We start from the raw sequence: 13449 nt of genomic DNA on the forward strand, positions 1-13449 counted from the left end.
TCAGTCTACGAATATCATGGAATTGGGATTGATACCTCCGGCATCAAACTTTTCTTTAAACGTGCCGCTGGCATCAAAACGATAAACCGTTCCTTCCGACACATAATCGCTCGTACCGATATAGATGTCGCCCGTTTCATCATCCACTTCAAACAGATAAATCGTTGCGCTTGAAAGCTCTTCCGGATTATTGTTCAAGAAAGTATGGTCTGTAATCTTCCCGGTGCTGATATTGTAAGTGAAGAACGAATTTGTCTGGTTATAACTGCTGTCATATTCGGTATTGATCAGATACAAGACATTGTCTCTCTCGGTGAGCTTCGCCGCTTTTTCTATGTCGGTCTTCGTATTGGTTTGCGTATCTATAACCTGCAGCCAGCTATCTGTTACGGTGGCATAATCACCCCTAGAAATCAAATAGACCTTGCCGTCACATTCCCACAAGCGTTCGGGATTCACCGTAACAGACACAGTCTGCTTAAGCTGCATCGAGTTCGGATCGATTACAAGCACTTCGCTGTTATATCCCAACACCACTGTGGCAGACTCGTCACGGGTCTGGCTGTCGGCTACATACAGCAAACCGTTGCATTCGACGATGCCTTCATATGCATGGTCAGACTGCCCCTGATAAACGCCAACCTCATCCAGCGTAACCGCATCCAGCTTGCTCACGCGCCCTCCATACTGAGTTACATAAACATAGCCGTCTTCTGCATCAATATACCGGGGCATGTACTCAAACTCGTGGCGGCATTGCTCCACTCCCGCAGCATTCAGGCGGGCCACATAGCTCGAACCGGAAACAACGACATAAATATTATCGTCATGTTCGATCATCGCCGAGCCGGTATCCCCCAGTCCCTTTCCGTTCTGCACCGCATATATGTCGCCGATAAAATCCGCATTGCCGTCGGGAGCATAGAATGCCAGGCCGGAATTGCCCTGTCCGTAGCTTCCTTCATACAGGATGTAAGCCCTGCGCCCCGGCAAAGATACTTTCGAACCCGTATCATCCAGGAAATCGTCGTTGTCGTCATTGCAGGACACAAACGATACACCCGTCGCCAACAGGCAAAGCATGCCCATCAAAAAACTCTTTACATTCATAATACTTTATTTTAAGTTTGAAACGTTTGCACACCTCAATCTTGCCATCCTTTCCTCGAGAATGCAAGCATGACTTCGTTTTGCAGGTCTTCTGACTTACTCCGGTATTACCCTGCCTTCCCGTTTTCCCGACAATCAGCGGAAAACAGTGGCTTGCAGCAAACGGGCCAACCGCTTATGGAGCTTACAGCAGCGGGACTGTCCGGGACTTTCACCCGATTCCCTTTTCATCCGCGGCTTCGCCATCCGGAAGCACAAACGGAACAAAACATTGCAAATATAACGATTTTTTTATTTTTATTCCTATTTTTGCAACAAAAAGTATCCATTTCTGACCATACGTCCCATGAGGACAATGCAGCGGAAAGCCGACAGGAAATTTATACCGGCCTGTAAAAATCTATATCTCTAGCCTGAAGATGCAAATCTCCAGACTAAAGATACATATCTTCAGCTTAAAGATAACCATCTCCAGGCTGAAGACAAACTTTTTCAAAAGCCGGGCCATCTTTCTTGCCAGCAAAGGCCGCACCGGAAATGGATAAAACAGACATTTCACAAACCACAAAAAACTCAAGCCCATGATATTTACGGCAGAAAACATTCTTCTTATCGGCTCCATCCTGATTCTTTCAAGTATCCTTATCAGCAAGACGGGCTACCGGTTCGGAATACCGACCTTGCTGCTCTTCCTCGTTGTAGGCATGCTGTTCGGAAGTGACGGACTGGGACTGCAGTTCCACAGCGCATCCGACGCCCAGTTCATCGGAATGATAGCGTTGAGCATCATCCTCTTTTCAGGAGGCATGGACACAAAGTACGCCGACATCCGTCCCGTACTCAAGCCCGGCATCGTACTGTCTACGTTAGGCGTGCTCCTGACCACTTTGCTCACCGGAGCGTTCATCTACTGGATTTCGGGATGGGACAACACCAACATCCAATTGCCTCTGCTCACTTCGATGCTGCTGGCCGCCACCATGTCGTCAACCGACTCTGCCTCCGTGTTCAATCTTCTGCGCTCACAGAACATGAATCTGAAGCAGAACCTCCGGCCCATGCTCGAGCTGGAAAGCGGAAGCAACGACCCGATGGCCTACATGCTTACCATCATCCTCATCCAGGTCATATCCAGCGGAAACGACCTGAACTTTCTGATTGTAGGAAAAGACCTGCTCATCCAGTTCTTCTTCGGAGGCGTGATCGGATACGCCGCCGGACGCTTCTCCGTGTGGCTGGTAAACAAGATCAACCTCTCAAACAGCTCGCTCTATCCGATCCTGCTGCTCAGCCTGGTATTCATCACATTCACCGTAACCGACCAGCTCAAAGGCAACGGATACCTGGCCGTATACATTATGGGAATGATTGTAGGAAACGCACGGCTGGCATTCCGGAAAGACATCAGCACATTCATGAACGGACTTACCTGGCTGTTCCAGATCATCGTATTCCTCACGCTAGGACTGCTGGTCAATCCGCATGAAATGCTCGACATAGCTGCGGTAGCAATGCTCATCGGCATTTTCATGATCCTTGCGGCACGCCCGATAAGCGTGTTTCTATGCCTGCTTCCGTTCAGAAAACTGACCAACAAGGCACGCCTGTTTGTATCATGGGTGGGACTGCGCGGCGCTGTTCCCATCATATTCGCCACTTATCCGGTTCTGGCAGAAATCGAAGGGTCGCAGCAACTGTTCAACATCGTGTTCTTCATCACGCTGCTCTCACTGATTATCCAGGGGATGAGCATTGCCAAAACGGCACGGATACTCCACCTTGACCTTCCGGCAGAGAAGGAAGGAAACGAGTTCGGCGTAGAATTGCCGGACGAAATCGACTCGTCGCTCAATGATCTGACCCTGACAACAGAGATGCTTCAGAAAGGGAACAGGCTGGCCGACATGAAGCTCCCGCAGGGAACACTCGTGATGCTGGTGAAACGGGACAGCGAATTCATCATCCCCAACGGGCAGCTGGAACTGCATCCGGGCGACAAGCTGCTGCTCATATCCGAAAACAAAAAAGAACAGGCATGACAAGAATAGGACTCTTATCCGACACCCACGGCTATTGGGACGAACGCTATCTGAAATATTTTGACAGCTGCAACGAAATCTGGCACGCAGGCGACATCGGTTCGCTTGAAATCGCCGAACGCCTTGCGGCCTTCCGTCCGCTACGCGCCGTATACGGCAACATTGACGGACAAGACATACGCATCCGGTATCCCGAAACAGCTCGGTTCAGCGTAGACGGAGCCACCGTGCTGATGAAACACATCGGAGGATATCCGGGGAAATACGACCCTTCAATACGCAGGCAGCTTTTCGCCAACCCGCCCAAACTGTTCATAAGCGGACACTCGCACATTCTGAAAGTAAAATTTGACAAGACGCTCGGACTGCTGCACATCAATCCGGGAGCGGCGGGCATCTATGGGTTCCATAAGGCAAGAACATTGGTTCGTTTCACCGTTGACAACGGAAATTTCTCAGATATGGAAGTCATCGAACTGAATGATAAAAGATAAAAAAACTTGTCACTTTCAAAAAACTTTCCGAAATTTGCGGCGATAAATTAAAGACCAAATTATGAAAACTTATCTTGTAACAGGAGCGGCCGGATTCATCGGTGCCAACTATATCAAATACATCCTGGCAAAATACGATGACATAAAAGTGGTGGTTCTTGATGCATTGACTTATGCCGGCAATCTGGGAACAATTGCCGATGACATTGACAACGAACGCTGTTATTTCGTCAAAGGGAATATCTGCGACCGCAATCTGGCCGACCAGCTGTTTGCCGAATACAAGTTTGACTACATCGTGAACTTTGCAGCAGAAAGCCACGTTGACCGCAGCATAGAAAATCCGCAACTGTTCTTGCAGACCAACATTCTCGGCACTCAAAACCTGCTTGACGCAGCCCGCCGTGCGTGGGTGACAGGCAAGGATGAATATGGCTATCCCACATGGAGAAAGGGTGTGCGCTATCATCAGGTTTCAACGGATGAAGTCTATGGCTCGCTGGGAGATGAAGGATATTTCACTGAAGAAACTCCAATCTGCCCGCACAGCCCGTACAGCGCCTCAAAAGCCAGCGCCGACCTTATCGTAAAGGCTTATCGCGACACCTATAAGATGCCGGTCACCATTACACGCTGCTCAAACAACTACGGCCCTTACCATTTCCCTGAAAAACTGATACCGCTGATAATCAAGAACATTCTTGAGGGAAAACGTCTTCCGGTTTATGGCAACGGGACCAATGTCCGCGACTGGCTGTATGTCGAAGACCACTGCAAAGCCATCGACATGGTAATCCAGCACGGACGCAACGGGGAGATATACAACGTGGGAGGACACAACGAAAAACAAAATATAGAAATCGTCAAACTGACAATCGCCACCATCCATCGTCTGATGACAGAAGAGCCGGCATACCGTTCTGTACTCAAGAAAAAAGAAATCGGCTCCGACGGACAAATCAATATCGACTGGATCAACGATTCGCTGATTACATTTGTAAAAGACCGCTTGGGACATGACCAGCGTTATGCCATCGACCCGACAAAAATCAAGAATGAATTAGGCTGGTATCCCGAAACCAAATTCGAAGACGGAATCGTAAAGACAATCAGATGGTATCTGGACAATCAGGAATGGGTGAAGAACGTAACGAGCGGTGACTATCAGAATTACTACGAAAATATGTACAAGAACCGATAAGCCTGCTTTTCGGTAAAAAAAATGAATCAAGGCCTGCCGTCTGTCAAGTGAGAACGGCAGGCTATTTTTTTGCGCATCTGCCCTATGGGCAACAGCAATCCATGAAATAAAAGCAGACAACAAACGCTTTTCAAAATAACGCTATCACAGCAGAAGAACAATCATTTTGACAAGTTTTCCAAAGAAACATATTGCACATTTACAAAATAAGGCTATCTTTGCCAAACATATACAATAATAACAAAACAAACCGAAGTATGAGCTATCTTATAAAACCTGCGAACTACAAGCCATTGCTCGACATGAAACAAACCGAGCTGGGCATTAAACAAATAAAGGAGTTTTTCCAGCAGAACCTGTCATCCGAACTCCGCCTGCGCCGTGTAACGGCACCGCTTTTCGTACTGAAAGGAATGGGCATCAACGATGACCTCAGCGGAACGGAACGCCCTGTTACTTTCCCCATCAAAGACTTGGGAGATAAGGAAGCTGAAGTAGTGCACTCGCTTGCAAAATGGAAACGGCTGACACTGGCCGATTATAAAATCGAACCGGGATACGGCATATACACGGACATGAATGCGATACGGGCAGATGAAGAGCTCGGAAACATCCATTCGCTCTATGTTGACCAGTGGGACTGGGAACGAGTAATCACTCCCGAACAACGCACTGTTGAATTCTTGAAAAGCATTGTCACTCGCATCTATGCTGCCATGCGGCGCACCGAATACATGATCTGTGAAATGTATCCGCAAATCACCCCTTTCCTTGCACATGACGTGCATTTCATCCATGCAGAAGACTTGCTGCAGATGTACCCCGACAAAACGGCAAAAGAACGTGAAAACCTCATTACCGAACGTTACGGTGCCGTGTTTATCATCGGTATCGGCTGCAAGCTGAGCAACGGACAACCGCACGACCTGCGCGCTCCGGACTATGACGATTATACTACGATCGATCCCAAGACCGGCCTGCCGGGACTGAACGGTGACCTGATGGTATGGAACAGCGTATTGGGACGTGCCTTTGAAATCTCATCAATGGGTATACGCGTAGACAAGGAAGCAATGCTGAAGCAGCTGGAACTGGCCGGAAAAGAAGAACGCACCAAACTGTATTTCCACCGACGCCTGCTGGAAGGAACGCTGCCTCTCACAATCGGAGGAGGTATCGGACAGTCACGCCTCTGCATGCTCTATCTCAAAAAAGGACATATCGGAGAAATTCAGGCAAGCATATGGCCGGAAGACATGCGCAAGGAATGTGAAAAACTGGGCATGCAGCTGATCTAACAACACATTATACCGCAAAATAGAAAAAACCGACAAACAAACTGAATGCAGAAACACAAGGTCACAAACAGCGTTTTGCAGCCTTGCGTTTCTGCATTTGAGTTTCTGTTCTGCTTCAATCCGCTTCCGGGACTACCACTGTATGGGCTTTTCTCCATGCTCTACAAGATAAGCATTGGCCCGGCTGAAGTGTTTGTTTCCAAAGAAACCGTGATAGGCCGACAAGGGAGAAGGATGTACGGATGTCAGTACAAGATGCCTTTGCCGGTCGATAAAGGCACCTTTTTTCTGAGCGTATGATCCCCATAAGATGAAAACAAGATGCTCACGGCTTTCAGCGAGCACACGAATTACCGCATCGGTAAAAATCTCCCAGCCTTTCCCCTGATGAGAGCCAGCCTGATGGGCACGCACTGTTAAGGTAGCGTTCAGCAAAAGCACCCCTTGCTCTGCCCATCTTGTCAAGTTCCCGCTCGCAGGAATCGGCATACCCAAATCGTCATGAATTTCTTTGAATATATTCTGCAACGAAGGAGGGAAAGGAATGCCATCATTCACCGAAAAGCACAATCCATGAGCCTGTCCCGGCCCATGATACGGATCCTGACCGATAATCACAACCTTCACCTTGTCGAAAGGGCAAAGATTGAATGCGTTGAATATCAGCCGCCCCGGGGGATATACTGTGGTGGCACGATATTCCTGCCTGACAAAATCGGTCAACTCTTTAAAATAAGGCTTTTCAAATTCCGGAGCCAAAACCCGTTTCCATCCTTCTTCGATTTGTACATTCATATACTGCCAGTATTAAAAGTTTCAGTCCCAAAGATTCAGCCGGTTTTTCTGCGCCTCTTCCAACGAAACGGTACTTACCGTTTTCATACAGTTACTTTCACGCAGCCGCTCATATTCAGCCGCAAGCTCTTCCGCAAAATGTTTTGCCGTATCCGGATTCAGCAAACGCGCCGCAACGGGTGCATTCTGAGAGGCGTCTTTCAAATAAACGACCGTACCGCCATAAGCAGGATCAATCTTCAAGGCTGTATGCAGCTTGGAAGTCGTAGCCCCTCCGATCATTACCGGAATATGCAGACCTGCACGCTGCATCTCACCGACTACATGCACCATTTCTTCAAGCGACGGAGTAATCAATCCGCTCAACCCCACAATGTCCACTCGCTCACGGATTGCCGTTTCCACAATCTTTTCTGCCGGCACCATCACACCCAAATCAACAATTTCATAATTATTGCAGGCCATCACAACCGATACAATATTCTTTCCGATATCATGCACGTCCCCTTTCACCGTTGCCAGCAGCACCTTTCCTGCCTTTCGGGCACCTTCCTGCTTTTCCGCCTCAATATAAGGCTGAAGAAAGGCCACGGCTTTTTTCATCGTGCGGGCTGTCTTTACTACCTGCGGCAAAAACATTTTGCCGGAACCGAACAGTTCGCCTACCCTGTTCATGCCATCCATCAGCGGTCCTTCGATGATACTTACCGCATTCGGATACTTTGCCAGCGCCTCATCAAGATCCTCTTCCAGATAATCACCGATACCTTTGACCAAGGCATATTGCAGACGTTCTTCAACTCCGGTGTCTTCCCTCCATGCCTGATGGGTCTGTGCACCTACGCTTCCCGCTTCGTCCCTCTCCGCTTTCAGCCGCTCGGCAACCTCCACCAGACGCTCGGCCGCATCGGAGCGGCGATTCAGCACCACATCTTCAATACGCTCCAGCACATCAGCCGGAATATCCGTATAGAGTACAGAGGTACCCGGATTGACTATTCCCATATCCATGCCTTCGCGGATAGCATGATAAAGAAACACTGCATGCATAGCCTCACGGATGTAATTGTTGCCCCGGAAAGAAAACGAGAGATTGCTCACCCCTCCGCTGACATGCGCTCCGGGCAAATGCCTGCGTATCCATCCGGCCGCCTTGATAAAGTCAACCGCGTAATTGCTGTGCTCTTCAATGCCTGTAGCAACAGCCAAGACATTCGGGTCGAAAATGATGTCAACCGGATTGAAATCCAACTTACCGACCAACAGGCGGTAAGCCCGTTCGCAAACTTCAATCTTACGCTCAAACGTATCTGCCTGCCCCCGTTCATCAAAAGCCATGACTACCACAGCCGCTCCCATCCGCCTGATTTCGCGGGCATGTTCCAGAAATGTTTCTTCACCCTCTTTCAGCGAAATGGAATTAACCACACACTTTCCCTGCACGCACTTCAGCCCAGCCCGGATCACTTCCCACTTAGACGAATCAATCATCACAGGCACACGGGCCACATCCGGTTCAGAAGCCATCAGATTGAGAAAGTTTGTCATCTCGGCAACTGCATCCAGCAAGCCGTCATCCATGTTCACATCCAGAATCTGCGCTCCGTCTTCCACTTGCTTGCGTGCGATGGCAAGAGCTTCATCGTATTTTTTTTCGTTGACCAGCCGGAGAAACTTGCGCGAACCTGCCACATTGCAACGCTCGCCCACATTCACAAAATTGATTTCAGGAGTAACGTCCAGCAATTCAAGCCCCGAAAGCCACAAGGTTTCCGGCTTGGGAACCGGAACATGCGGACGTGCTCCACGCACCAGCGGCTGATAGGCCGCAATATATTTTTCCGTCGTACCGCAGCACCCCCCTACGATGTTCACCAGCCCTTCATCTATATATTCCTTTATCTCTGCGGCCATTTCTTCGGGAGTCTGATCGTACTCGCCCAACGAATTGGGGAGGCCCGCATTGGGGTAAGCGCTGATATAATAAGGAGCGCGGCGTGCCAGCTGCTCCAGGAACGGCTTCAGCTGCCGGGCTCCGAACGAACAGTTCAGACCGACAGAAAAAATGCCGGCATGCTGTACGGAAGCCAAAAACGCATCAAGCGTCTGGCCGGACAGCGTTCTTCCGCCCGTATCCGAAACCGTGACGGAAAGCATCAGCGGAACCTTCCGCGCCGTTTTCTGCATCGCTGATTCGGCCGCAGCAATAGCGGCTTTCGCATTCAGCGTATCAAATATAGTTTCAATCAGAATTGCATCCACCCCGCCTTCAAGCAAAGCCTCCATCTGTTCGCGATAAGCCGCTTGCAGTACGTCGAAAGTCAAGGCGCGGAAAGCCGGATTGTTCACATCCGGACTCATAGAACAAGTCTTGTTGGTAGGTCCGACCGCACCAGCGACAAAACGGGGTTTGCCGGGCGTGCGGGCAGTATATTCATCCGCCACACGGCGTGCCAGACGCGCAGCCTCCAGATTGATTTCACGGCAGCAGTTTTCCGTGTGATAATCCGACATAGACACCGAAGTGGCATTAAACGTGTTCGTTTCGATGATATCCGCCCCCGCTTCCAGATACTTGCGATGAATTTCTTCTATTATGTCAGGGCGAGTGAGGCAGAGCAAGTCATTGTTTCCTTTCATCATTCCCGGCACATCTTTGAAACGTTCTCCACGGAAATCCGCTTCCGACAAGTTATACCGCTGAATCATTGTGCCCATTGCCCCGTCGAGCACCAGTATGCGTCCGTTTATCTGTTCCTGTATTGTTGGCATATTTCTGTATGTTTTGGAAGAAGAAAATCCCGGTCAACGTTTGAACATACGGTCCATCATCCGCTTGTCTTCTCTCTCTTTCAACGTTTGCCGCTTGTCGTACTGCTTTTTACCTTTGGCCAATGCGACAACTACCTTCGCCAGTCCCTTCTCGTTGATATACAGACGTGCAGGCACAATGGTAAATCCGGGTTCAGCCGAGGTGCGTTCCAGCTTTCGGAGTTCCTTCTTTGTGAGGAGAAGCTTGCGGTCACGGCGGGCCAGATGATTATTGTACGAGCCGTAGAAATACTCGGCTATGTGCATGTTCTTCACCCACAGTTCTCCTTTTGAGAAAAAGCAGTAGGTATCCACCAGGCTTGCCTTTCCCTGACGGATGGATTTGATTTCAGTACCCGTCAGAACAATGCCCGCCGTATAGGTGTCAATAAATTCGTAGTCGAACGATGCACGCTTATTCTTTATATTGACATTATTGTTCGTCTTCTCTTTCATCAGTTCAGTATTACAGTCAGTTTGTTAAATATAAATTCAATCAAGGCAGGAGAAAGCAAGATGACAACAGAAGCTGCCACCGTATAAAGCGTAAGTTTTTCCTCGTCCACCTTCAAGAACCTTCTCGCGCCTTCAAACACGATCAGAATCGTATAAAGCTGCAGAATCCACTGCAAGATCAGGATCGAATAAAAGCTGCACACAATGTCGAGCACAAAAATCACAACCATGGAATAGCCCACAAAAGTCTGAATGTCGCTCCTGGAAACATTCTTCGGCATCCATCGACCGCAAATTCTTTCCACCAGGTAGGCAGCCAGAAAAAAGCCTCCGAACAAAGCAACGGCCACGGCACAGCAGCGCATCAGTGCCCACTGGAAAAGTTCGCCGGCAGCGCCGTCATAATGGATGAATGTGCCGGCAAACTCTGCCAGCCCACACAGGCCGATCAGCGGATACACGAAATCCATCTGTACATTCCGGCTGCACATGCCGTCTGTTTCGCCCCAAAACCTGGAGGGATTCGAAAGCAGCAATGCTATTTTTCTGAACAAATCCTTATAATCCATGTTCTATATCTTTCGTTTTCAATCGGTCAAACAAGAAATGAACTACAAAGGTATAAAAAAGTATTCTTTCCAAGAAAAAAGAAGCCGCATCAAACTGAAAACGGCACAGTTTTAAACTTTTTTCAGTTTGACGCGGCTTCCAGATTTTTCACTGGAATGGGATCACTGGTCATCCGAAACCTTAACCCAATCGTAAGAAATAGTCCTGCTGAGTTTCTTGTCGGGATCCATAGTAGGAACACTGCCAGAGCCATTGTAGTCTTCGTATTCCACAACAATTTTTTCCGGATCGTTTCCCGAGTTATTTGCCTGATACTGAGATATCACGTCTGAAAGTCTTACGTATACGGCGTCCGTATAAGGAACCGTGTATTCATCAGCCCAATGTTCTGCATCAGAGCCTTCTTCAGGCGCGGTCGCCCCACTTATCGTATACCGCAAATTAAGAGTCAGCGTGCTTGTATTGGTGTTCTCATTTGCATCATAGTACACTTCCAGACGATGGTTTGCAAGCTCTTCAGTCAGATTTTCATCAGTTGTTCCCGATTTCAGCAAATAGGTCGGTGACAATACCAGGAATTCATTTACGCCCCAAATTCCTCCATTGGCGCTGCTCAGATCAACCAACGACACCGTTTCTTTCTCATCCGGAAGGGTGGTGCCGACATAAAGACGTTTCAGATAAGTCGGATTCTGCAACAGCGTAATGTCGATGCTCGTAGCTCCTTGCGTAATGTCGTTCTGGTTATAGGTAAAATACAAAAAAGCCAGTTCGGACGTCGGACTATCCATAAGGGAAGTTGTCGGCTGATATTTGAAATCATACATGTCTTGAAAATACACTGCGCCATAATTCCCCACAGCACGGAAATACCCCAAAGTGGTACGCGTACCATCATCGTCATTATTCAGACACGACGTAAACCCCACCATAGACACCATTGCGGCAACCAGAGCCGCCCACTTAAATCTTTTCATGTTCTTCAATTCTGTTTTTATAGTTTTTAGATAATCGTTTATAAAATAAATGCAAACAAAGCGAAAGCACTGCACTCGCCCGGAATTTTTAACATAAAAAAACGGCTCTATTCGCCGTCATCCTGGCTTATCTCCGCAAAATCTCCGATATGCCCGTCTACGTAGCGCGCTATCTGTTCCGTAATCTCCTCCTCTTCACTGATAAACTCGTCCTCAAAGTCATCGAACGCCTCATACTGTTCGTACATGGCCATAAACTCCTCTTCCGTACAGTCTTTTTCCAGATCGGCCCGATGTTCGTCATAAATCTCCTTGGTGGCGTAAATCATTTTCGCAAACTCTTTCAGCCCCATCAGACGCATCGCCTTCGCAAAAGGATTGTCATAGATATAAGGTCCGAAACCGTTCTGTATAAGCTGCACAAAGCCTCCCTCCAGCACTTCCTGTCTGAAGAAATGATAGCTCAGCAGCGCATGCTGCCAGCCGTTGAGCCTGTGCATTTTCTCCGCATCGAAACCTTCTCCTTCCATAACCTTCAGATAGGCATCGATGAACACCTGCAAAAAAGCATCCATTCCTTTCTCCGCCCCTTCGCGCAGGGCCGAGTCACTGATCACAATTCCGTTCTTTTCCATAATCGTTTTTTACTAACATTCGCCGGCATACATTTTCAATCTCCAGACTGGAGATGTGCATCTTCAGTTTAAAGACATATATCTCCAAGCTGGATATGCATATCTCCAGACTGAAGATAAAGAAATCCACGGCAAATATACAAGGAAAATACCATACAGAGAAACGATTTGGCAACCGGACTTTACAAAACAGAGAATTACTAGAAAAATATCATTAAAATGCAACAAAAAGTTAGGTCCGCCTCGTTGCAGAACTGAAATAAAAGGAGTAACTTTGCGTGCGAATTGGGGAAAGCATTCTCTGATCAGTGGTTTACGAACACTTATTTTTATTACTAACTAAACGTAAGGAATATGACTTATTCACACGAAGTTGAACACATGTGTTGTGTCGCAAAAGGACCCAATCACGGTCCCGCTCCGATTCCCGAAGAAGGGAAATGGATTCAGGCAAAAGAAATCAAAGACATCTCAGGTTTGACACACGGTATCGGATGGTGCGCTCCGCAGCAAGGTACCTGCAAACTGACACTGAACGTGAAGGAAGGTGTCATCGAAGAATGTCTGGTAGAAACTATCGGTTGCTCAGGTATGACTCATTCTGCGGCTATGGCATCTGAAATCCTGCCGGGAAAGACTATTCTGGAAGCATTGAACACCGACCTGGTTTGCGACGCTATCAACACTGCCATGCGCGAACTGTTCCTGCAAATCGTTTACGGACGTACTCAGTCGGCTTTCTCTGAAGGCGGTCTGATGATCGGTGCAGGTCTGGAAGACTTGGGCAAGGGCCTCCGCAGCCAGACAGGTACGCTGTATGGAACAAAAGCCAAAGGCACCCGTTACCTCGAACTGACTGAAGGCTACATCACCCGCATGGCTCTTGACAAAGACAATCAGGTGATCGGTTACGAATTTGTTCACATGGGCAAGTTCATGGAGCAAGTGAAGAAGGGTGTAGACGCTAACGAAGCGTTGAAAGCCGTTACCGGAACTTACGGCCGCTTCAAGCCCGAACAAGGCGCAGTTAAATATATTGACCCACGTAAAGAATAATAGGAGG

General features: G+C 48.3%; 12 protein-coding genes and 1 riboswitch. Of the genes, 5 read left to right on the top strand and 7 right to left on the bottom strand.

What is annotated here, in order from left to right; translation table 11 throughout:
• A complete protein-coding gene (locus NW212_RS07525; protein ID WP_258338034.1) occupies positions 1–1110 on the bottom strand; it encodes a hypothetical protein in 1110 nt (369 codons plus the stop codon).
• Positions 1111–1173: 63 nt separating this feature from the next.
• A riboswitch (cobalamin riboswitch) is annotated at positions 1174–1394 on the bottom strand.
• 297 nt (positions 1395–1691) lie between these two features.
• Between NW212_RS07525 and NW212_RS07530 the strand changes: the two genes are divergently transcribed.
• The 4 genes from NW212_RS07530 to asnA all read left to right on the top strand — a co-directional run bounded on the left by NW212_RS07530 (position 1692) and on the right by asnA (position 6142).
• On the top strand, positions 1692–3149 hold the full coding sequence (locus NW212_RS07530; protein WP_258338035.1) for a potassium/proton antiporter: 1458 nt from the start codon (positions 1692–1694) through the stop codon (positions 3147–3149).
• Positions 3146–3643 (top strand): metallophosphoesterase, encoded by a 498-nt coding sequence (locus tag NW212_RS07535; RefSeq protein WP_258338036.1) that lies wholly within the window; start codon positions 3146–3148, stop codon positions 3641–3643. The genes NW212_RS07530 and NW212_RS07535 overlap by 4 nt, the downstream gene beginning before the upstream one ends.
• A 61-nt stretch (positions 3644–3704) precedes the next feature.
• Positions 3705–4844, top strand: coding sequence for a dTDP-glucose 4,6-dehydratase (gene rfbB, locus NW212_RS07540; RefSeq protein ID WP_258338037.1), 1140 nt, complete (start codon positions 3705–3707; stop codon positions 4842–4844).
• A gap of 257 nt (positions 4845–5101) precedes the next feature.
• Positions 5102–6142, top strand: a complete 1041-nt coding sequence (gene asnA, locus NW212_RS07545) for an aspartate--ammonia ligase (RefSeq protein WP_258338038.1) — start codon at positions 5102–5104, stop codon at positions 6140–6142.
• Positions 6143–6274: 132 nt separating this feature from the next.
• Here asnA and ung read toward each other — a convergent pair whose 3' ends face one another.
• The 6 genes from ung to NW212_RS07575 form a co-directional block, all read right to left on the bottom strand.
• Positions 6275–6937 carry a uracil-DNA glycosylase gene (gene ung / locus NW212_RS07550; protein ID WP_258338039.1) on the bottom strand — a complete coding sequence of 221 codons (663 nt, stop codon included), beginning with the start codon at positions 6935–6937 and terminating at the stop codon, positions 6275–6277.
• 21 nt (positions 6938–6958) lie between these two features.
• Positions 6959–9709 carry a methionine synthase gene (metH, locus tag NW212_RS07555; RefSeq protein ID WP_258338040.1) on the bottom strand — a complete coding sequence of 917 codons (2751 nt, stop codon included), beginning with the start codon at positions 9707–9709 and terminating at the stop codon, positions 6959–6961.
• Between the two features lie 33 nt (positions 9710–9742).
• Entirely contained in the window at positions 9743–10204 is a 462-nt protein-coding gene (gene smpB, locus NW212_RS07560) for an SsrA-binding protein SmpB (protein ID WP_258338041.1), read from the bottom strand.
• A complete protein-coding gene (locus tag NW212_RS07565) occupies positions 10204–10773 on the bottom strand; it encodes a Yip1 family protein (protein ID WP_258338042.1) in 570 nt (189 codons plus the stop codon). The genes smpB and NW212_RS07565 overlap by 1 nt, the downstream gene beginning before the upstream one ends.
• Before the next feature lie 162 nt (positions 10774–10935).
• Complete coding sequence (locus tag NW212_RS07570; protein WP_258338043.1) at positions 10936–11751, bottom strand: hypothetical protein; 816 nt, start codon at positions 11749–11751, stop codon at positions 10936–10938.
• Positions 11752–11858: 107 nt separating this feature from the next.
• A complete protein-coding gene (locus NW212_RS07575; RefSeq protein ID WP_258338044.1) occupies positions 11859–12386 on the bottom strand; it encodes a DMP19 family protein in 528 nt (175 codons plus the stop codon).
• A gap of 354 nt (positions 12387–12740) precedes the next feature.
• Between NW212_RS07575 and NW212_RS07580 the strand changes: the two genes are divergently transcribed.
• Positions 12741–13442 carry an iron-sulfur cluster assembly scaffold protein gene (locus NW212_RS07580; protein WP_258338045.1) on the top strand — a complete coding sequence of 234 codons (702 nt, stop codon included), beginning with the start codon at positions 12741–12743 and terminating at the stop codon, positions 13440–13442.
• The last annotated feature ends 7 nt before the right edge of the window (positions 13443–13449 follow it).

The sequence above is a fragment of the Bacteroides sp. ET225 genome (assembly GCF_024733745.1).
Classification (GTDB): Bacteria; Bacteroidota; Bacteroidia; order Bacteroidales; family Bacteroidaceae; genus Phocaeicola; species Phocaeicola excrementipullorum.